General features: G+C 63.8%; 19 protein-coding genes. 12 read left to right on the forward strand and 7 right to left on the reverse strand.

The window, feature by feature from the left end:
• Window positions 1-61 precede the first annotated feature (61 nt).
• Genes LT948_RS11120 through LT948_RS11135 form a run of 4 tightly spaced genes read left to right on the forward strand, consistent with a single transcriptional unit; the run spans window position 62 to window position 4708 of the window.
• Window positions 62-823 carry a C39 family peptidase gene (locus LT948_RS11120; RefSeq protein ID WP_003098072.1) on the forward strand — a complete coding sequence of 254 codons (762 nt, stop codon included), beginning with the start codon at window positions 62-64 and terminating at the stop codon, window positions 821-823.
• 40 nt (window positions 824-863) lie between these two features.
• A complete protein-coding gene (locus tag LT948_RS11125; protein WP_003120313.1) occupies window positions 864-1889 on the forward strand; it encodes a transporter in 1026 nt (341 codons plus the stop codon).
• A gap of 19 nt (window positions 1890-1908) precedes the next feature.
• A complete protein-coding gene (locus tag LT948_RS11130) occupies window positions 1909-3507 on the forward strand; it encodes an outer membrane protein transport protein (protein WP_003132834.1) in 1599 nt (532 codons plus the stop codon).
• 13 nt (window positions 3508-3520) lie between these two features.
• Window positions 3521-4708 carry a MalM family protein gene (locus LT948_RS11135; protein ID WP_031670764.1) on the forward strand — a complete coding sequence of 396 codons (1188 nt, stop codon included), beginning with the start codon at window positions 3521-3523 and terminating at the stop codon, window positions 4706-4708.
• Window positions 4709-4764: 56 nt separating this feature from the next.
• On the opposite strand, the gene LT948_RS11140 is transcribed toward LT948_RS11135, so the two are convergent.
• From LT948_RS11140 to ppsR, 4 genes are all read right to left on the reverse strand, one after another.
• Window positions 4765-5748 carry an alpha-L-glutamate ligase-like protein gene (locus LT948_RS11140; protein WP_003087807.1) on the reverse strand — a complete coding sequence of 328 codons (984 nt, stop codon included), beginning with the start codon at window positions 5746-5748 and terminating at the stop codon, window positions 4765-4767.
• Window positions 5749-5751: 3 nt separating this feature from the next.
• Complete coding sequence (gene rloB / locus LT948_RS11145) at window positions 5752-7278, reverse strand: osmotic stress tolerance membrane protein RloB (protein ID WP_003087809.1); 1527 nt, start codon at window positions 7276-7278, stop codon at window positions 5752-5754.
• 5 nt (window positions 7279-7283) lie between these two features.
• Window positions 7284-7823, reverse strand: coding sequence for a retropepsin-like aspartic peptidase RloA (gene rloA, locus LT948_RS11150; protein WP_003087811.1), 540 nt, complete (start codon window positions 7821-7823; stop codon window positions 7284-7286).
• Window positions 7824-8113: 290 nt separating this feature from the next.
• Entirely contained in the window at window positions 8114-8932 is an 819-nt protein-coding gene (ppsR, locus tag LT948_RS11155; protein WP_003087813.1) for a posphoenolpyruvate synthetase regulatory kinase/phosphorylase PpsR, read from the reverse strand.
• Between the two features lie 171 nt (window positions 8933-9103).
• Here ppsR and ppsA point away from each other — a divergent pair, with 171 nt between their 5' ends.
• The 8 genes from ppsA (at window position 9104) to oprF (ending at window position 17293) form a co-directional block, all read left to right on the forward strand.
• Entirely contained in the window at window positions 9104-11479 is a 2376-nt protein-coding gene (gene ppsA / locus LT948_RS11160; protein WP_003098065.1) for a phosphoenolpyruvate synthase, read from the forward strand.
• A gap of 69 nt (window positions 11480-11548) precedes the next feature.
• Complete coding sequence (locus LT948_RS11165) at window positions 11549-12559, forward strand: alpha/beta fold hydrolase (RefSeq protein ID WP_003087820.1); 1011 nt, start codon at window positions 11549-11551, stop codon at window positions 12557-12559.
• A gap of 106 nt (window positions 12560-12665) precedes the next feature.
• The gene (gene rraA, locus LT948_RS11170) at window positions 12666-13154 is read left to right on the forward strand and encodes a ribonuclease E activity regulator RraA (RefSeq protein WP_003087823.1); all 489 of its coding nucleotides are present in this window, start codon (window positions 12666-12668) and stop codon (window positions 13152-13154) included.
• A gap of 187 nt (window positions 13155-13341) precedes the next feature.
• Window positions 13342-14340, forward strand: coding sequence for a zinc transporter ZntB (locus tag LT948_RS11175; protein WP_003098062.1), 999 nt, complete (start codon window positions 13342-13344; stop codon window positions 14338-14340).
• Between the two features lie 48 nt (window positions 14341-14388).
• On the forward strand, window positions 14389-14643 hold the full coding sequence (locus tag LT948_RS11180; protein WP_003122844.1) for a hypothetical protein: 255 nt from the start codon (window positions 14389-14391) through the stop codon (window positions 14641-14643).
• A gap of 2 nt (window positions 14644-14645) precedes the next feature.
• Window positions 14646-15470: a mechanosensitive ion channel family protein gene (locus tag LT948_RS11185; protein WP_003087830.1), complete on the forward strand. Its 825-nt coding sequence runs from the start codon at window positions 14646-14648 to the stop codon at window positions 15468-15470.
• Window positions 15471-15541: 71 nt separating this feature from the next.
• Window positions 15542-16132, forward strand: coding sequence for an RNA polymerase sigma factor SigX (gene sigX, locus LT948_RS11190; protein WP_003098059.1), 591 nt, complete (start codon window positions 15542-15544; stop codon window positions 16130-16132).
• Window positions 16133-16240: 108 nt separating this feature from the next.
• Entirely contained in the window at window positions 16241-17293 is a 1053-nt protein-coding gene (gene oprF / locus LT948_RS11195) for an outer membrane porin OprF (protein WP_003087843.1), read from the forward strand.
• A 68-nt stretch (window positions 17294-17361) separates the two neighbouring features.
• On the opposite strand, the gene cobA is transcribed toward oprF, so the two are convergent.
• The 3 genes from cobA to nirD are packed head-to-tail and all read right to left on the reverse strand — an operon-like array spanning window position 17362 to window position 21190.
• The gene (cobA, locus tag LT948_RS11200; protein WP_003087845.1) at window positions 17362-18099 is read right to left on the reverse strand and encodes a uroporphyrinogen-III C-methyltransferase; all 738 of its coding nucleotides are present in this window, start codon (window positions 18097-18099) and stop codon (window positions 17362-17364) included.
• An 11-nt stretch (window positions 18100-18110) separates the two neighbouring features.
• Window positions 18111-20837, reverse strand: coding sequence for a nitrate reductase (locus tag LT948_RS11205; RefSeq protein WP_073657175.1), 2727 nt, complete (start codon window positions 20835-20837; stop codon window positions 18111-18113).
• A 26-nt stretch (window positions 20838-20863) separates the two neighbouring features.
• Window positions 20864-21190 carry a nitrite reductase small subunit NirD gene (gene nirD / locus LT948_RS11210; RefSeq protein ID WP_003098054.1) on the reverse strand — a complete coding sequence of 109 codons (327 nt, stop codon included), beginning with the start codon at window positions 21188-21190 and terminating at the stop codon, window positions 20864-20866.
• Window positions 21191-21209 lie beyond the last annotated feature (19 nt).

Consider the following 21209-nt stretch of genomic DNA (forward strand, 5'->3'; position numbering starts at 1 on the left):
GACGCGAAGACCTCGCCGAGGCATCGGCGGGGTCTTTCTCCGAAAGAGGTACGACGGGGCGATGTTCGAGATTTTGCTGGGAAGTCTGATCGGACTGTTCGGGTTCACCCAGACGGTCGATACCAAGCCGCAACCGCAGGGCACGGTCAACCTCAGCCAGCCTCTGACCCCCAATGGACCCTACCGCGAATCGGTGCAACTGGAGCCGATGAGCCAGTTGCAGTTCCGCAACGTCATCCGCCAGGCCTATGACTACAGCTGCGGCTCGGCGGCGCTTACCACGCTGCTGGACTACTACCTCGGGCGCAACCTCGAGGAACGCCAGGTCATGGAAGGACTGCTGCGCTATGGCGAGGCCGATAAGATCGTGCAGCGCCGCGGTTTCTCGCTGCTCGACATGAAGCGCTACGCCGCTGCGCTGGGCTACAAGAGCGGTGGTTTTCGCGCCGAGTTCAGCGACCTGGACGCTCTCGAGCATCCGGCGCTGGTCCCCATCCACTATGCCGGCTTCAAGCATTTCGTGGTGGTGCGCGATGTCTACAACGATCACGTCTTCGTCGCCGATCCGGCCTTGGGCAACATCAGCTTCACCCGGACGCGCTTCGAGGAAATCTGGGACCAGAACGTCCTGTTCGTGATCTTCCCGAGTGGGCAGGAGCCCCGCAACGCGCTGGCGCTGAACGATCGCGACATGCGCCTGGTGGACGACCGCACCGTCAGCCTGCTGGCGTTCCGCGAGTTTCCGCAGATCAACAAGATCACTGAAAACCAGGTCCGTGAGCTGGGCACTGGTGGCGACGTCATACACCTGCGCACCAAGTAGCAGATACCCAAAAACAAGAACAATCTCTGGGGATAGCGCCATGAGAATCAGGGGGTACACATGCGCGGCGGCGCTGATGCTGTCTATCAGCGGTTTGTCCGTTGCCGAGGAAGCCTCGGTCGACCAGGCCCGTGACGCGCTGGCCAAGAAGAATGACGATGCCGACAGCGCCAAGGCGCTGGAGGAGGTCTTCCAGGCCGCCGAGAAGAGCTACACCTTGCTGAAGAAGGGCGAGCGGACCCTGACCTACGGTTTCGACTACGCGCTGGTGCGCGACCAGCGGCTGACCCTGGTGCCGCTGACCAAGACCAGCGGCGGCACGCAGATCTACGGCCTCGCCGGCCGGCAGAGCCAGTCCCAGCACACCTTCACCAACTCCTTCACCTTCGACTACGGGATCTGGGACAACCTCACCTTCAGTTTCCGCCTGCCGCTGGTAGCCAAGTACGACACCGAGATGGATACCCACGCCTACAGCCTCGGCGACGTTTCCGCGACCTTGCGCTGGCAGCCCTGGGCGGCGGTGCGCGGGCGGCCGGTCACCACGCTGTATACCACCATCGGCCTGCCGACCGGCGACAGTCCCTACAAGACCAACCTGGACAAGGACATCTCCACCGGCAACGGCTACTACAGCCTGGGCTTCGGCGCGAACATGTCCTATGTGATCGACCCGGTGGTCCTCTACGGCTCGCTCGGCTACACCTGGAACCTGCCGGTGGACGACGTGCACCAGACCCTGGCCGACAACTCCCAGCTGGAGAAGGTCTCGCCCGGCAACACGATCAACTTCAACATGGGCATGGCCTACGCGCTGTCCTACGACGTCTCGCTGGCGACCTCGTACCAGATGGCCTACACGCTGAAGAACCGCTACCACACCACTGCCGGTACGTTCGAGTCGTCCGAACAGACCAGTAGCATCATGAACTTCTCGCTCGGCTTGCGGACGTCACCGGACTACATCGTCAACGTCAACGCCGGTTTCGGCCTCACGGAAGACTCGCCGGATGTACTGCTGGGGTTATCCGTACCCCTCGATATCAAAGGGCTGAAGGCCCAGTAACCCGCGAGCGAGGCCTGTTATGAAGATGCGCATTGCGCCGCTCTGGCTGGCGCTGGCAGGGGTGTGCCTGGCCTGGATTCCGCCGGCCGGCGCGCAGATGGCCAACGACCTGACCATCGGCAACCCGAAAGCCATGGCCCTCGGCAACGCCGTGACCGCCGACGAGACCGGCATCGATTCGGTGCACTACAACCCGGCGGCGCTGACCAAGATGAAGGGCCGCCAGGCGACCGTGAAGCTGCTCACCGGGGTAATGGACATCCGCGCCGGCTTCAAGGCGCCGCCGAACTACGGCGAAGGCACCTTCGGCCTGCGCGACGACCCGGTCGCCAACAGCCACAGCCGGACCCTGACCCCGACCATGTACCTGCCCGGCCTCGGCGGCATGACCGACGTGCCGTTGCTGGTGGCGCCGCTGGCCGGGATCTCGATCAACCCGCCGGGTTCCAAGTTCACCTTCGCCACCAACGTCTACACCCCGCAAGCGCTGGGCTACAGCCGCGATTCCGATAGCGATCCGGCGCGCTACCAGGGACGCGAGGTGTCGTTGCAGCGGCTCACCTACTTCTCGCCGACCCTGGCCTACCAGGTCAACGACGAGCTGTCGGTCGGCCTGTCGGTGGGTTTTTCCCACCAGGCAGTAGCGTTGAACGAGGATTTCCGGGCGCCGAACCAGTTGCTCGGGCTGTTGCAGCAGACCAAGGAGATCGGTTGCCTGCCGGGAATGCAGGAGATCCTCGAGGTGTTCTTCAACGTCTGCGGCGGCAACATCGGTCCGTTCCAGAACCTGGCCAATATCGACCTGGACATGCAGCAGTCGCTGTCGCCCAGCTTCAACCTCGGCGTGCTCTGGGAGCCCACCGACTGGTTCGCCTGGGGCGCGACCTACCAGAGCGAGTCGCGGATGAGGCTCAAGGGCAAGTACCGGGTCGACTACGGCCAAGGCTGGCAGGGTTTCTGGACCGGGGTGCACAAGTCGCTCGGTGGTGCGATCCTCGGCCAGATGTTCCCCTACGGGAACGTCGATGAAGAGCATGGCAATGCCACGATGAACATGGTCTATCCGGATGCCTTCTCCACCGGCGTGAAGCTGCGCCCGTTCAAGAAGTGGCAATTCAACTTCGACCTGAAATGGAACGGCTACAGCGACTGGAACGAGTTCAAGATCGAGTTCGACCGCGAGCTCGACCTGCTGCGCATCGCCAAGTACCTCGACTCGAAGGACGCCACCAGCCACAGCATCACCCTCGACCGCGGCTACCGCGATACCTGGAGCTGGGCCATGGGCGTGCAGTACGACGTCAACGACCGTTTGCAGCTACGCGCCGGCTACGAATACCGGCCTTCGGCGATCCCCAAGGGCCAGGCGGACATCCTGGTGCCGATCGGCGATGCCAATCTCTACGGCCTGGGGCTGGGCTACCAGTGGGACAAGGACACGGTGATCGATGTCGGTTTCAACTACTTCGTCACCAAGCAGAGCGTCAAGGCCGATACCAGCTGCAACCTGAACTGCACCGGGCTCGACAACCTGGTGTACAACCCCTACGCGGGACTGGACGTGGACACCACGGTGAAGGCCTATATTTTCGCCATGACCTACCGTACGACCTTCTGAGGGCTGGAGCATGATGCGCGCATCCATCGTACTTTGCGTCTTCTCCCTGGCGCTGCCGGCATCTTCGCCGGGCTGGGCCTCCGGCGGGCGCTACCTGACCTGGGTGGACGACAATGGCGGGGTGCACAACACCTTCGTCGACGGCCAGTTCGACCGCCAGCAGCGCCAGGCGCGGCAGCGCATCGGCCAGAGCGACCAGGCGCGGGTGCTGAACAAGGCGGACAACGCCACGCAGTGGCCGGGGAACAGCAGCGGAGGGGAGAGCAAGCGTCGCTACTACACCTGGATCGATGCCAACGGCAACGTGCAGAACAGCTTCTATGCTGGCGCCCAGGTCGCCGGCCAGCGCGCCGACTACGTCCTGCCCAACGGCGAGCACTCCGCCGAATACATCGATGCCGAGGCCTTCGAGGGCAAGGGTTTCGTTCGCAGCGAGAACGGCAGTCCCTACTACACCTGGGTGGACGAGAAGGGCCGCATGCACAACTCGCAGATCCCGCTCGAGGAGCGCGCGGCGCGCTTCAAGCGGGAGGCCGCGCCTTCGTCGCAGATCGCCTTCACCGAGGGCCGGCAGATCGAGTTCAAGCAACGTCCGACGGCGTTGCCCGGGCTGGATGGCGCCGGCCAGCAGAGCGATGCGCTGAAGGCTTTGCTCAAGGGCACCGAGATGACCATCGACGATCTCTACCAGGACCTGCAACGGCGCTGCTGCGAGCAGATCGCCGAGAGCGACTTCACCGAACTGGATGCCGACGAACCGCGCTACGAGGAGTTGAACCGCTTCTCGCCGAGCTTCGACTTTCCCATGGGCAGGAGCTTCTACGCGGCGATCCGGCTGCCGCGCTCCCAGGGTGTCTACGGCCTGCGCATCCGCAGTTTCGCCAACCGCCAGGTGGTCTACCCGTCGCTGCTGTTCCTCGACGAGCACAAGCGGCCGACCCGGCTGGTCAGCGACGCGGTGTACAAGCTGAACCCGGAAACCTGGTATCGCTACGCTTTCATCGAGGGTACGGTGCCGGTGCGAGCCAATCGCGGCGAGCGCTACGTGCTGCTGCTGACTACCGACGAGGACCGCTCGCTGCAAACCCTCGACAACAAGCCGTTCAAGCGTCCGCTGCAGGACCTGGCGGTGAACGAGGCGGGCATGCAGGTGCATGAGCACGCCCGGCAGGGCGGCTTCGAGCTGGCCGTGGTGCGTTGAAATCCGAGACATGAAGAAGCCCGGCCGGAGCCGGGCTTCTTCATACCGGAAGCACGTCAGCCCTGGTGCTGCTGGACGTGGCCGAACAACTGCTGGGAGAAGCGTACGCGCTCTTCCGCGGACTCTTCGATGCCTTTCGCCTTGAGTTCTTCCAGTCGCGCCTCGACGGCGTGGCAGCGGTGCACCAGGCCGCTGTCGTTGGCGATCTGGATGTTCAGGCCCGGGCGGGCGTTGAGTTCGAGGATCAGCGGGCCTTTCTCCTGGTCGAGAACCATGTCCACGCCGATGTAGCCGAGGCCCGACAACTCGTAGCAACCGGCCGCCAGCTTCATGAAACCGTCCCAGTTCGGCAGTTGCACGCCGTCCACCGCGTTGGTGGTGTCCGGGTGCTTGGCGATCTTGTTGTTCAGCCAGGTGCCGCGCAGGGTGACACCGGTGGCCAGGTCGACGCCCACGCCGATGGCGCCCTGGTGCAGGTTGGCCTTGCCGCCCGACTGCCGGGTCGGCAGGCGCAGCATGGCCATTACCGGGTAGCCCATCAGTACGATGATGCGGATGTCCGGGACACCTTCGTAGCTGATGCTCTTGAAGATCTGGTCGGGGGTCACCCGGTACTCGATCAGTACGCGGTCGCGATGGCCGCCGAGGGAGTAGAGGCCGGAGAGGATGCTCGAGATGTGGTGCTCGATCTCCTCGTGGCTGACGATCTTCCCCGACACGGTCTTGTAGCGGCCCTCGAAGCGGTCGGCGATCACCATGATGCCGTCGCCGCCGGCGCCCTGCGCCGGCTTGATGACGAAATCGTTGTGCTCGCCGATGATCTCGTTGAGCTTGTCGATGCCTTTCTCGGTCTCGATGATGCCGTACATCTCCGGCACGTGGATGCCGGCCTCGAGCGCGCGTTCCTTGGTGATGATCTTGTCGTCCACCACCGGATACAGGTGCCGCTTGTTGTACTTCAGGACGTAATCGGCATTGCGTCGGTTGATGCCCATCACGCCTTTCGCGGTCAGGTCTTTCCAGGTCTTCCAGATCGACATGGTTCAGTCCTTGAGCAGGGCCTTGAAGCGGAACAGCTCGGTCAGGCGGTAGCCGCGGTAGCGGCCCATGGCGAGCATGAAGGCGACCAGGATCAGCAGCACGGCCGGGAAGGTGAAGATGAAGTACACCAGTTCCGGGATGCGCATGAGGATGTGCGCCAGCGATGCCGCGAACAGGGTGCCGATGGCCACCTTCATCGCATGGCCGCCGCCGCGCTCTTCCCAGGTGATCGACAGGCGTTCGATGGTCATGGTCAGGATCACCATCGGGAACAGGGCGATCGACAGGCCGCTCTCGAAGCCGAGCTTGTGGCTGAACAGGCTGATCACCGCGATCATCACCACCACGAAGGTCAGCACCACCGAGAGGCGCGGCAGCATCTGCAGCTTCAGGTGCTCGAGATAGGAGCGCAGCGACAGGCCCAGGGCGGTGATCACGGTGAACAGGGCGATACCCCATTGCAGGCCGGTCTCGCGGAAGGCCAGGGCGATCAGAACCGGGGTGAAGGTGCCAAGGGTCTGCAGGCCGATCAGGTTGCGCAGGATCAGGATCACCAGCACGCCGATCGGGATCATGATCATGATCTGGAAGGTCTGCTGGGTGGACAGCGGCAGGCCGTACAGGGAGTACTCGAGGAAGGCCGCCTCGGTGTTCTCGTCGGACAGCTTGGCCAGGCGGATGGCGTTCATCTCGCTGCTGTTCAGGCTGAAGCTGACCTGGGCCTTCTTGCCGCCGTCGATGGTCATCAGCGGCTCATCGCCAAGCCACCAGATCAGGCGATCGGAGGGCAGGCCCTGTTCGCCGGTGACCACGTTGAAATACAGCCAGTTCTCGCCGTTGAAGCTGCGCAGCCACAGTTCCGGGCTCTGTTGCAGGTCGGCGACCAGGCGGATGGTATGGACCCGCTCCATCGGCACGTGGGCGATGGACAGCAGGGTCTCGACGATATGCGCTTTCTTTTCCAGGCTGGTGTCGCCGGCCATCAGCAGCTTGACGTTGTCGTCGTTGCCGTTGTTGGCGCGCTTGATGGCTTCGCTGACGAAGGTCTCGACGTCGGCCGAGTGCTGGCGAATGGGGGCCAGCAGGGCTTCTGCGGCGATCTTCTCCGGGCCTTCCAGGGGCAGGCTGTCGCGGAAGATCGGGCCTTTCTCCTTGGTCTTCTCGCCGGTGTAGCGCTTGGTCAGCACCAGGCGGTAGTACAGGGTCTGCTTGCCGTTGGCGCGGCGGGCGGACCAGGTCACCTTGCGATTGCCGTCGGCGCGATTGATGCTGACGCCGTAATTGTTGGAGACGAAGCTTTCGTTGAGGCTGACGTAGTCCTGGCTCAACGGCGGAACGAACATCTGCACCTTGACCGGGGTTTTCGGCGTGGCGACGAAGTCGACCTTGGCATCGATGTTCCAGAGGTCATCGGTTTCGGCTTCGGTAACGGGAATTCCCTGGACGAAAATCTGATAGGCGGTGATCGCCACACCCAGGGTCAGCAGGATGGCGATCAGGACTTTCAGATGCAGGTTGAGAGAGCGCATGTCGTTTACTCAGCAGGTTTTGCATCAGGTTTGCAGCCGGGTTTCCCGGCCGAGTATTTCAAGCTCGGATCGACCAGTGCGTCGAATTTCTTCAAGGCCTCCGAGCCGATCAAAAGCGGGTATTGGAATGCACTTCGGTCGGTCAGGTTCACTTCGATGGTGCGAATCGCCTTGCCCATGCAGACCTGCAGCTCGATCACCGGACGGGCGGTATAGGCCTTGCCCTCGTCGGGGTTGAAGTCGCCGTGGCGGCGCTTGATCTTGCTGATCCGCGCCAGGGGCTTCTCGATCGGGGTGTCGTCGGCGTTGTCGGTGGCCAGGTAGAAGCGCACCCAGGTTTCGCCGTCGCGCTTGAAACGCTTGATGTCGCGGGCGCTGAGGGAGGCGGTCTTGGCGCCGGTGTCGAGCTTGGCGGCCAGCTGGATGTCCGGGTCGTTGATGCGCGCGTATTCGTTCAGGCCGTAGACCGTCTTTTCGGCGGCTACGCTCAGGCCTGGTACGGCGATGAATAGGCAGAGCAGGGGAGCTAAGGGCTTGAGTTTCATAAGTCCTGGTTGGTGTCGCGTTCGGCGGGTCGATCTTGCGATCGCTGTCCAGTCCGTGACGGAAAACCCTGCGTCATCGACCTGCGCTCGGCAGGCCGGGCATGCCGGGCGCCCCGCCAGGCGCATGCGGGCCGCATTCTATCACGCGGTTTTTCGGCAGCGACAGCCGCTTATACCACTTGGTCGGGGTTTTGCCCCTGGGATGAAACGAAATTCCATCCAGGGGCTCGAAGCGTTACCGGAAGCGGGCAAGGGACCTTGGCGGTGCCGAGCCGCTGGCCCCGGAGCGGTTATTTGAAGCGCCGTTCCACGCCTTTTTCGACGAGGATCTTTGCGGAAATCTCCTCCACCGAGAAATGCGTGGAGTTGATGTAGGCGATGTTTTCGCGGCGGAACAGGCTTTCGACCTCGCGTACCTCGAATTCGCACTGGGCGAAGCTGGCGTAGCGACTGTTGGGCTTGCGTTCGTTGCGGATCGCGGTGAGGCGGTCGGGGTCGATGGTCAGGCCGAACAGCTTGTGCTTGTACTGCTTGAGGGCGTTCGGCAGTTGCAGGCGCTCCATGTCCTCTTCCGTCAACGGGTAGTTGGCGGCGCGGATGCCATACTGCAGGGCCATGTACAGGCAGGTGGGCGTCTTGCCGCAGCGCGAGACGCCGACCAGGATCAGGTCGGCCTTGTCGTAGTAGTGGGTGCGGGCGCCGTCGTCGTTGTCGAGGGCGAAGTTCACCGCCTCGATGCGATCCATGTAGTTGGAGTTGTGGCCGATGGAGTGGGACTTGCCGACCGAATAGGACGAGTCGGCCGAAAGCTCCTGTTCCAGAGGCGAAAGAAAGGTGGCGAAGATATCGATCATGAAACCGTTGGATTGCGCCAGGACCGCCCGGATGTCGCGGTTCACGATGGTATCGAAGATGATCGGGCGGGCCCCGTCCGACTCGGCAGCATTATTGATTTGCTGTACCATGGCGCGCGCTTTTTCTTCGGTATCGATGTACGGTCTCGTCAGTTTGACGAAGCTGATGTTCTCGAACTGTGCCAGAAGGCTTTGGCCCAGGGTTTCGGCGGTGATACCGGTGCCGTCCGAGATGAAGAATGCGGTTCGTTTCATTTGCACCGAAAGCCTTAAGGTAGGAACGATTCTTGGCTATGATAGGCCGCGCGTTGTCAGAGGCCTTTCTGTCGCAGCATTGTCACTTATTTCTAAGGGCCAGGCCAGAATCCAGCGGAGCTGCTCCTGGCCCCGCTTGAGCTTTTCCAATTCAATAGTGGAGAGATCACCTTGGTAGAGTACGTAGTTTCCCTCGATAAGCTCGGCGTCCATGATGTAGAGCATGTGGGGGGCAAGAACGCATCCCTCGGCGAGATGATCAGCAACCTGGCCGGTGCCGGCGTTTCCGTACCCGGCGGATTTGCCACCACCGCCCAGGCCTACCGTGACTTCCTCGAGCAGAGTGGCCTCAACGACCGTATCCACGCGGCCCTGGACGCCCTGGACGTCGACGACGTCAACGCCCTGGCCAAGACCGGCGCGCAGATCCGCCAGTGGGTGATGGAAGCCGAGTTCCCGGCCCGTCTCGACAGCGAGATCCGCCAGGCCTTCGCCGCCCTGGCCAACGGCAACGACAACCTCGCCGTGGCAGTGCGTTCCTCCGCTACCGCCGAAGACCTTCCGGACGCCTCGTTCGCCGGCCAGCAGGAAACCTTCCTCAATATCCGCGGCGTGGACAATGTGATCCGCGCAGCAAAAGAGGTCTTCGCCTCCCTGTTCAACGACCGCGCCATCGCCTACCGCGTGCACCAGGGCTTCGATCACAAGCTGGTCGCCTTGTCCGCCGGCGTGCAGCGCATGGTCCGCTCGGAAACCGGCACCGCCGGGGTGATGTTCACCCTGGACACCGAATCCGGCTTCCGCGACGTGGTCTTCATCACCGGTGCCTACGGCCTGGGCGAGACCGTGGTCCAGGGCGCGGTGAACCCCGACGAGTTCTACGTCCACAAGCCGACCCTGGAAGCCGGGCGTCCGGCCATCCTGCGCCGCAACCTGGGTAGCAAGGCGATCAAGATGATCTACGGCGACGAAGCCAAGGCCGGTCGCTCGGTCAAGGTAGTGGACGTCGATCGCGCCGATCGCGCCCGCTTCGCCCTGAGCGACGCCGAGGTCACCGAGCTGGCCAAGCAGGCCATGATCATCGAGAAGCACTATGGCCGCCCGATGGACATCGAATGGGCCAAGGACGGTGACGACGGCAAGCTGTACATCGTCCAGGCACGCCCGGAAACCGTGAAGAGCCGCGCCAGCGCCACGGTCATGGAGCGCTACCTGCTGAAAGAGAAGGGGACCGTCCTGGTGGAAGGACGTGCCATCGGCCAGCGCATCGGTGCCGGTCCGGTCAAGGTGATCAACGACGTGTCGGAAATGGACAAGGTCCAACCGGGTGACGTCCTGGTCTCCGACATGACCGACCCGGACTGGGAGCCGGTGATGAAGCGCGCCAGCGCCATCGTCACCAACCGCGGCGGGCGTACCTGCCACGCGGCGATCATCGCTCGCGAACTGGGCATCCCGGCGGTGGTCGGTTGCGGCAACGCCACCCAGATCCTGCAGGATGGGCAGGGGGTGACCGTTTCCTGTGCCGAAGGCGATACCGGCTTCATCTTCGAAGGCGAACTCGGTTTCGATGTGCGCAAGAACTCGGTCGACGCCATGCCCGACCTTCCGTTCAAGATCATGATGAACGTCGGCAATCCCGATCGCGCTTTCGATTTCGCCCAGTTGCCGAACGAAGGCGTGGGCCTGGCCCGCCTCGAATTCATCATCAACCGCATGATCGGCGTGCACCCCAAGGCGTTGCTGAACTTCGCCGGCCTGCCGGCGGACATCAAGGAAAGCGTGGAGAAGCGCATCGCCGGCTATCCCGATCCGGTCGGCTTCTACGTCGAGAAGCTGGTGGAGGGCATCAGCACCCTGGCCGCGGCGTTCTGGCCGAAGAAGGTCATCGTGCGCCTGTCCGACTTCAAGTCCAATGAGTACGCCAACCTGATCGGCGGCAAGCTCTACGAGCCGGAAGAAGAGAACCCGATGCTCGGCTTCCGTGGCGCCTCGCGCTACATCAGCGAGTCGTTCCGCGACTGCTTCGAGCTGGAGTGTCGTGCGCTGAAGAAGGTCCGCAACGAAATGGGCCTGACCAACGTCGAGATCATGGTGCCCTTCGTGCGCACCCTGGGCGAGGCGAGCCAGGTGGTCGAGCTGCTGGCCGGGAACGGCCTGAAGCGCGGCGAGAACGGACTGAAGGTCATCATGATGTGCGAACTGCCGTCGAACGCCCTGCTGGCCGACGAGTTCCTCGAGTTCTTCGATGGCTTCTCCATCGGTTCCAACGACCTGACCCAGCTGACCCTGGGCCTGGATCGCGATTCCGGCATCGTTGCCCACCTGTTCGACGAGCGCAATCCGGCGGTGAAGAAGCTGCTGGCCAACGCCATCGCTGCCTGCAACAAGGCCGGCAAGTACATCGGCATCTGCGGCCAGGGTCCGTCGGACCACCCGGACCTGGCCCGCTGGCTGATGGAGCAGGGCATCGAGAGCGTCTCGTTGAACCCCGACTCGGTGCTGGATACCTGGTTCTTCCTCGCCGAGGGGCAAGACCAGGCCTGATCGGTCCTCGCTGTATCCGGAAAGGGCGGGTAACACCGCCCTTTTTCGTGCCTCCTGTACAAGACAAGCATGCAAAGCAGTAGTCGCCTCTTTCCTGTCGCCCTGGTCAGCGCCGAATTGCGCGCCGACCTTACCGAAGACATCTACCGCCTGAAGCCCGGCAACAGCCCCGATGCCAGCGTCGAGCTGGTCGTAACCCGGCTCGGACAGCAGGCCGCCGGCGAGCGGCGCGGACCGCCTGTGATCCTCCTGCACGGGAGTTTTTCCAACCGCCGCTTCTGGTACTCGCCGCGTGCGCTCGGATTAGGTCCTTACCTGGCGCGGGCGGGGTTCGATGTCTGGCTGCCGGAAATGCGCGGCCATGGCCTGTCGATTCGCAACGATGGTTACCGGGACAACCGGGTCGCCGACTACGCGCGCTACGACCTGCCGGCGCTGGCCTCCTTCATCCACGAGCAGTGCGGGCAGCCGGCGCACTGGATTGGCCACTCCCTCGGTGGGGTGGTGCTGGCGGCGGGGCTGGGCGGGGGCTACCTGGACCAGGCACGGATCGCTTCCGTGGCGTTGTTCGGTAGCCAGGTCAGCACCGCGCACTGGCTGTTCAGGTTGCCCATGGCAGGCATCCTCGCGCGCCTGCTGCTGCGCCGCGTCGACGCGCTATCCGGAAGCCGTTGGCGGCAGGGCCCGGAAGACGAGCCGGTCGGCGTGGCGCTGGAGGTCCTGCGTTGGCATGGGCTGTTCGGCCGCTTCGGCGAGCCGGGCAACGACTGGTGGAAGGGGCTCGCCGCAGTCGACGTGCCGCTATTGGCGGTCGCCGGGGCTGGGGACCGGCAGGACCCGTCCTGGGCCTGTCGCAAGTTGTTCGAGCAGTTCGCCTCGTCCGAGCGCGAATACCTGTTGCTCGGACGCGAGGCTGGCTACGCCGAGGACTACGGGCATATCGAGATGCTGATCGGCAAGGCGGCCCAGCTAGAGGTCTGGCCCTTGGTGGAGCGCTGGCTGCGCCAGCGATCGCCGGCGGGCGACGAATCCGCGTGGAGTGAGGCGCTAGACGTATCGGAAGCCGGAATCAGCGGCTAACATGTGACGCAAATGGCGGCTCCGGTCACGCCGGCGCCGCCGGGGCGGGCGGCCGATGATCCTCCGGAGCTGCCCGAGCCGATCCCTTCACCCACAGGAGCTTCCCATGCATTACGTCACTCCCGATCTGTGCGATGCCTATCCTGAGCTGGTCCAGGTCGTCGAACCCATGTTCAGCAACTTCGGCGGCCGCGACTCCTTCGGCGGCGAGATCGTCACCATCAAGTGCTTCGAAGACAATTCGCTGGTCAAGGAGCAGGTCGACAAGGACGGCAAGGGCAAGGTCCTGGTCGTCGATGGCGGTGGTTCGCTGCGCCGCGCCCTGCTGGGCGACATGCTGGCCGAGAAAGCGGCGAAGAACGGCTGGGAAGGGATCGTCGTATATGGCTGCATCCGTGACGTCGACGTGATCGCCCAGACCGACCTCGGCGTCCAGGCCCTGGCCAGTCATCCGCTGAAGACCGACAAGCGCGGCATCGGCGATCTGAACGTCGCCGTGACCTTCGGCGGCGTCACCTTCCGCCCCGGCGAGTTCGTGTATGCCGACAACAACGGCATCATCGTTTCTCCGCAGGCCTTGAAGATGCCCGAATAGGGCTTTTTAACAGCCGTTCCGGCCCCGGTGACGCAGGCAGCGTCCCGGGGCTTTTTGCTGGAATGAACCCGAGGCGCGCATATGGGTCTCAGGACTGGCTTTAAGGTTATGCCGCAAGTCCATGAATTGACTGGTACTGGACTTGTGTTTTTACTGTCGAAATGGTCGTTTTACCAAGGGAAGCGCAATGCAAGCGTACGAGTCGGGTGACGAGCGCGGCTTGATCTATGGCTACGTCCTCAACGGGCGCGGCGGCGGACGCCGTGTCGGACGCAACCAGATAGCGGTGCTCGACCTGCTGCCGGAGGAGAGCCTTTGGCTGCACTGGGACCGCGGCGTACCGGAAGCGCAGGCCTGGCTGCGGGATTCCGCGGGGCTCAGCGAGTTTGCCTGCGATCTGCTGCTGGAGGAGGCGACTCGCCCCCGTTTGCTCGATCTCGGGGCCGAAAGCCTGCTGGTGTTCCTCCGTGGAGTGAACCTGAATCCGGGCGCGGAGCCGGAAGACATGGTTTCGCTGCGGGTATTCGCCGACGCGCGCCGGGTGATCTCGCTGCGCCTGCGGCCGCTGAAGGCGGTGGCCGATCTGCTCGAGGACCTGGAGGCGGGGAAAGGGCCGAAGACGGCATCCGAGGTCGTGTACTACCTCGCGCACTACCTGACCGATCGCGTCGACACGCTGATCAGCGGGATAGCCGACCAGCTCGATGCTGTCGAGGAACTGGTCGAGGCGGACGAGCGCGCCAGTCCCGACCAGCACCAGTTGCGTACCCTGCGCCGCCGGTCGGCGGGGTTGCGGCGCTACCTGGCGCCGCAGCGGGACATCTACTCGCAACTGGCGCGCTACAAGCTGTCCTGGTTCGTCGAGGACGACGCCGATTACTGGAACGAGCTGAACAACCGGCTGACGCGGAATCTCGAAGAGCTCGAGTTGATACGGGAGCGCATCAGCGTCCTGCAGGAAGCCGAGTCGCGGCGAATCACCGAACGGATGAACCGCACCATGTATCTCCTTGGTATAATCACCGGCTTTTTCCTGCCGATGAGCTTCGTCACCGGCCTGCTGGGAATCAATGTCGGCGGCATTCCGGGGGCGGATGCACCGCATGGGTTCTGGCTGGCCTGCCTGCTGATCGGCGGGGTCGCCACCTTCCAGTGGTGGGTATTTCGTCGGCTGCGCTGGCTCTGACGTGACCTGGGGTGAGGAGAGGGCGTCACTCCCTCGTACAGACATGAGGTGTGCATGCACGATCCGTTCGAAGAGTCCCTGCGGGACCTGCTCAAGGCTTCGGCTCCCCAGCCGGACGACGACGCGCGTCTGGGACGGGTGCTGAAGACCGCCAATCGCCAGGTTGGCGCCGGTGACCTGTTCAGCCTCATGGGGCACTGGCTGCAGGCGCTGATGATCGGCATCAACAACGGTTCGCCGCATCTGGCGCCGGTTTCCCGTATTTCCGCGAAAAACGCATCTTCTGCTGACAAGGCTGAGTGAACATGCAATTCGATATCTGGACCCAGAGCTTGCTGACCGCGATGAACACCCTGTGGGGCAAGCTGGCAGGCTTCATTCCCAACCTGCTCGGCGCCCTGGTGGTCGTTCTGCTCGGCTTCGTCATCGCCAAGCTGCTCGATGCGCTGCTTTCCAAGCTGCTGGCCAAGCTGGGCCTGGACCGGCTGATGGGTGGCACCGGCCTGACCAAGCTGCTGGCCCGGGTCGGCATCCAGGTTCCGGTCTCGACGCTGGTCGGCAAGATCGTCTACTGGTTCGTGCTGCTCGTCTTCCTCGTATCCGCCGCCGAGTCGCTCGGCCTGCAGCGGGTATCCGCCACGCTGGACGTCCTCGCCCTGTACCTGCCCAAGGTGTTCGGCGCGGCCCTGGTGCTGATCGTCGGCGTGCTCCTGGCGCAACTGGTGAACAGCGTCGTGCGCGGCGCGGCGGACGGCGTCGGCCTCGAATACGCGAACGGCCTGGGGCGGATCGCCCAGTGGCTGGTCATCATCATCAGCATCTCGGTGGCGGTGGGGCAGCTCGAGGTCAAGACCGACCTGCTCAACTACATCATCGCCATCGTCCTGATCACCGTCGGCCTGGCCGCTGCGCTGGCCCTGGGCCTGGGCAGCCGCGAGGTCGCCGGGCAGATCATTGCAGGAATCTACGTCCGCGAGCTGTATCAGGTCGGACAACAGGTGAAAGTGGGTGACGTTGAAGGCACTATTGAAGAGATAGGTACGGTCAAGACCATCCTGCTGACGGAAGAGGGAGAGCTTGTGTCGCTGGCCAACCGTCTACTGCTCGATCAGCGAGTTACCAGCCGCTGATCCGGGAGAGATAATGGACGTGGCTGCTCTGCAGGGCGGCCCGGCTTACGATATGACTGGCCTGATCTCACTTGAATAAGCCTCACCCCCTGTCACAGCGGTATGACCCACGCCAGCTTTCCGATGAAGAGCTGGTCGAGCGTGCGCACTCGGAGCTGTTCCACGTGACGCGCGCCTATGAAGAATTGATGCGGCGTTACCAGCGCACGCTGTTCAACGTCTGTGCCCGCTACCTGGGCAACGACCGCGACGCGGACGACGTGTGCCAGGAGGTGATGCTGAAAGTTTTGTACGGGTTGAAGAACTTTGAGGGCAAGTCGAAGTTCAAAACATGGCTATATAGCATCACGTACAACGAGTGCATCACGCAGTACCGCAAGGAGCGCCGCAAGCGCCGATTGATGGATGCGCTCAGCCTCGACCCGCTGGAGGAGGCTTCCGAGGAGAAGTCGCCGAAGGTTGAGGAGCGGGGCGGATTGGATCGTTGGCTCGTCCATGTCAATCCGATAGATCGGGAGATTCTGGTTCTTCGCTTCGTCGCGGAACTGGAGTTTCAGGAGATAGCGGATATCATGCACATGGGTCTGAGTGCGACGAAAATGCGCTACAAGCGGGCACTGGACCGCCTGCGCGAAAAGTTTTCAGATGCGACCGAAACATAGTTGGGTAAATATTGTCTCTCTATGCGGGAAGTTCTGATAAACTTGCCACCCAAGTTGTGCGGCTGATTGTTGGACAACTAACTGACCATCAAGATGGGGATTTAACGGATGAAACTGAAGAACACCTTAGGCGTTGTCATCGGCTCGCTGGTTGCCGCTTCGGCAATGAACGCCTTTGCCCAGGGCCAGAACTCGGTAGAGATCGAAGCCTTCGGCAAGCGCTACTTCACCGACAGCGTTCGCAACATGAAGAACGCGGACCTGTACGGCGGCTCGATCGGTTACTTCCTGACCGACGACGTCGAGCTGGCGCTGTCCTACGGTGAGTACCATGACGTTCGTGGCACCTACGAAACCGGCAACAAGAAGGTCCACGGCAACCTGACCTCTCTGGACGCCATCTACCACTTCGGTACCCCGGGCGTAGGTCTGCGTCCGTACGTGTCGGCTGGTCTGGCTCACCAGAACATCACCAACATCAACAGCGACAGCCAAGGCCGTCAGCAGATGACCATGGCCAACATCGGCGCTGGTCTGAAGTACTACTTCACCGAGAACTTCTTCGCCAAGGCCAGCCTCGACGGCCAGTACGGTCTGGAGAAGCGTGACAACGGTCACCAGGGCGAGTGGATGGCTGGCCTGGGCGTCGGCTTCAACTTCGGTGGTTCGAAAGCCGCTCCGGCTCCGGAACCGGTTGCCGACGTTTGCTCCGACTCCGACAACGACGGCGTTTGCGACAACGTCGACAAGTGCCCGGATACCCCGGCCAACGTCACCGTTGACGCCAACGGCTGCCCGGCTGTCGCCGAAGTCGTACGCGTACAGCTGGACGTGAAGTTCGACTTCGACAAGTCCAAGGTCAAAGAGAACAGCTACGCTGACATCAAGAACCTGGCTGACTTCATGAAGCAGTACCCGTCCACTTCCACCACCGTTGAAGGTCACACCGACTCCGTCGGCACCGACGCTTACAACCAGAAGCTGTCCGAGCGTCGTGCCAACGCCGTTCGTGACGTACTGGTCAACGAGTACGGTGTAGAAGGTGGTCGCGTGAACGCTGTTGGTTACGGCGAGTCCCGCCCGGTTGCCGACAACGCCACCGCTGAAGGCCGCGCTATCAACCGTCGCGTTGAAGCCGAAGTAGAAGCTGAAGCCAAGTAATCGGCTGAGCCTCTAAGGAAAAACCCGGCTCAGGCCGGGTTTTTCTTTGCCTGGAAAAAGACCGCTCGTCAGGCGCTCAGGGAAATCGGTTGCGACACGATGTCGCGGGTTACTTCGCCGATCACCAGGATCGCCGGGCTTTTCAAGGCGAAACGTCCGGCGTCCCGCAGTAGCTCGCCGAGGTTGCTGCGGCATTCGCGCTGGTTGCCCAGGGTGGCGTTCTCGATCATCGCCAGCGGCGTATCCTCGGCCATGCCTCCAGCCAGCAGCCCGGCCTGGATCTCCGCGAGTCGGGCGACGCCCATGTAGACCACCAGCGTGGTACCGCTGCGTGCCAGGGCTTCCCAGGCCAGCGGGCTGTCGTCCTGGGTATGCGCGGTCACCAGGGTCACGCCGCGGCTGATGCCGCGGTAGGTCAGCGGTATACCGCAGGCAGTGGCGCCAGCCAGCCCGGCGGTGATGCCGTTCACTATCTCGCTGTCTATCCCGTGCCGGGCCAGCCATTCGGCTTCTTCGCCGGCGCGGCCGAAGATGCATGGATCGCCGCCTTTCAGGCGCACCACGCTGCGTCCCTGGCGGGCATGCCGCAGCATCAGGCGCTGGATGAAGTCCTGCGGTGTGGAGCGGCAGCCGCCGCGTTTGCCGACTCGGACCAGCCGGGCGGACGGACAGTGCTCCAGTATGCTCGGGTTGACCAGATCGTCGACCATCACCACATCCGCGTCCTGCAGGGCGCGAACTGCCTTCAGGGTCAACAGTTCCGGATCGCCGGGACCCGCACCCACCAGCCAGACCTTACCGCTCATCGTCGTTCTCCTCAGGCATTCGCCGCCATGGGCCGGGGGGCCGCCAGCAGTCTCTTGATTTCCGGTACGCAGGAGCCGCAGCCGGTGCCGCAGCCGAACTCGCGCTTCAATCCGTCCAGGTCCAATCCGCGGGCGATGCCGCCGAGCACCGTTTGCTGGCTGACGTTCTGGCAACTGCACAGGGTCTTGCCGCCCGCACCCTGGCTGGGGCGTCCCGGTGCCGCGCCGATTGGCGCGAGCAGCCAGCGGCGTAGCTCGCTATCGGCCCGGCCGGTAAGCCAGAGTTCTTTCAACCAGTCGCGGGCGAGGGTTTCGCCGGCGAGCCGGACGGCGACGATGCGCCCGTCTTCGAGGCGCACGCGCTTGCCGATGGCGCGCCGTGGGTCGTCGTAGGCGAGGATCGGCCCGTCGAGCAATTCGAGTTGGCGATCTATCCGCTCCAGCAGGTCTGCGCCAGGTGCCTCATGGTGTGCGGCGCTGACCAGCAGGGCGGGGCGCTCGCGTCCGGCGAGACTGAAGCTGGCGTGGTCGAAGACTTCGCACAGCGCACGGAGGGCCTCGAAACGCGCCTGGATATCGGTTTCCACCAGCGCGAACAGGCGCCAGGGCAGTTCGACGGATTCGACCTGAACCCCGGCGTGCTTGAGTTCGGGTTGTTTCGACAGGGGGTCGAACGCCGGCAGGGTCAGGACATTGCAGCCCAGGCCCTTGAGGAAGCGATCGCCCCAGTGCATCGGCAGGAAGGCCTGGCCGGGGCGCACCGAGTCGTCTGCACTCACTGGCAGGATCAGGGCGCCACGCCGGCTCTTCAGGCGCACGAGCTGTCCGTCCTGCAGTTGGCGGCGGCGCAGTTCCTCGGGATGCAGGTGCACCAGGGCCTCCTCTTCATGGCCGAACAGGCGTGCGCAGGTGCCGGTCCGGCTCATGCCGTGCCACTGGTCGCGCAAGCGTCCGGTATTGAGGGTCAGCGGGTAGCGCGCGTCACGTTTTTCCTGGGCGGCGCGGTAGGGTTCGGCGACCAGTTGCGCGCGTCCCGAGGCGGTAGGGAAGCGGCCGTCTGCATAGAGCCGTGCGGTGCCGTGCTCCGCGCCACTGGGAAATGGCCATTGCTGCGGCCCCAGGCGGTCGAGCAGTGCGTAGCTGAGGCCGGAAAGATCGAGGTCGCGGCCGGCGGTAAGCAGCTTGTATTCGTCGAACAGGCTGCGGCTGTCGGCAAAGGCGAACAGGCCAGGTTTAGCGGGTCGCAGGTGCCCTTCCAGGCGGCGCGCGAAGTCGCAGACGATGTTCCAGTCCTGGCGTGCTTCCCCGGGGGGCGGAACGGCCCGACGGACATGACTGACCCGCCGTTCCGAATTGGTCACGGAGCCTTCCTTTTCTCCCCAGGATGCGGCTGGAAGCAAAAGGTCGGCGTATTGGCAGGTTTCCGTGCCGGCGAAGGCTTCCTGGACCACCACGAAGGGACAGCGGGCAAGGGCCTCGTGGATCTTGCGCTGGTCCGGCAGCGATTGCGCGGGGTTGGTACAGGCGATCCAGAGCGCCTTGATCCGGCCGTCGTGGACCGCATCGAACAGCTCGATGGCGCTGAGACCGGGGGACGTGGGCAACTGTTCCACGCCCCAGTAGTGCGCCACCTCGGCGCGATGGCCGGGATCGGCGGCTTCGCGGTGGCCGGGCAGCAGGTTGGCCAGGCTGCCGGTCTCGCGACCGCCCATGGCGTTCGGCTGGCCGGTGAGGGAAAACGGCCCGCATCCGGCGCGGCCGATCTTGCCGGTGGCCAGGTGCAGGTTGATCAGTGCGCTGTTCTTGGCGCTGCCGGCGCTGGACTGGTTGAGCCCCATGCACCAGAGCGAAAGGAAGCGCGGCGAACGGCCGATCCATTCGGCGCAGCGCTGCAGGTCGGCGCGGTCGATGCCGCAGATGTCGGCGACGGCGGCCGGGGTGTAGTCGCGCACCAGTTCCTTCAGGTCGGCGAAACCTTCGGTATGCTCGGCGATGAACGAACGGTCGATCCAGTCCTCCCAGAGCAGGATATGCAGGATGCCGTGGAACAGTGCGACGTCGGTGCCGGGCAGCAGCGCCAGGTGCAGGTCGGCCAGCTCGCAGGTGTCGGTGCGCCGCGGGTCGATCACCACGATGCGCATCTCCGGCCGAGCGGCCTTGGCGGCTTCCAGGCGACGGAACAGGACCGGGTGGGCGAAGGCCATGTTGCTGCCGGCGATCAGCACGCAATCGGCGCAGTCGAGGTCTTCGTAGCTGCAGGGCGGTGCGTCGGCGCCCAGGCTGCGCTTGTAGCCGACCACCGCCGAGGACATGCACAGGCGCGAATTGCTGTCGATGTTGTTGGTGCCGACCAGGGCCCGCGCCAGCTTGTTGAAGGCGTAGTAGTCCTCGGTCAGCAACTGGCCGGAGATATAGAAGGCCACGCTGTCCGGCCCGTGTTCGCGAATGGTCTCGGCGAAACGCCCGGCGGCATGTTCCAGGGCACTCTCCCAGTCGCTGCGAGCCCGCGCCATTTGCTTGCCGAGGCGCAGTTGGGGGTACAGCGCGCGGGCCTGGAGGTCGCCGGTCAGGTGCAGGCTGGCGCCTTTGCTGCAGAGTCTGCCGAAGTTGGCCGGGTGCCGCGGGTCGCCTTGCACGCCGAGGATGCGTTCGCCGTCGTGTTCGATCAGGACGCCACAACCCACGCCGCAGTAGCAGCAGGTCGAAGCGGTGGTGCGCAGCGGGGAATCTGTCGACATGCTCGGCTCCTGTTATCGGCGAGAGATCAGGCGCACAGCGCCACGCTGTCCAGGCCGAGCAGCACCCGTCCGTTCTCCACCCGCACCGGGTGGCGATGGGCGCAGCCCTGGTCCGGGGCCACGGCTTCGCCGCTCTCCAGTTCGATCTGCCAGTTGTGCAACGGACAGGCCACTCGCTTGCCGTAGATCAGGCCCTGGGACAGCGGGCCGCCCTTGTGCGGGCAGCGGTCATCGAGGGCGAAGACCTGGTCGTCGGCGGCGCGGAAGATGGCGATGTCGCCTTTCGGGCCGGCGACCACGCGCGAGCCCAGCGGGTTGATTTCATCGAGGGCGCAGATATCCAGCCAGTTCATCGGTTCACTCCGGTAGGGG

Origin of the sequence: Pseudomonas sp. CP-1 (assembly GCF_021213715.1) — a bacterium.
Lineage (GTDB): Bacteria > Pseudomonadota > Gammaproteobacteria > Pseudomonadales > Pseudomonadaceae > Pseudomonas > Pseudomonas aeruginosa.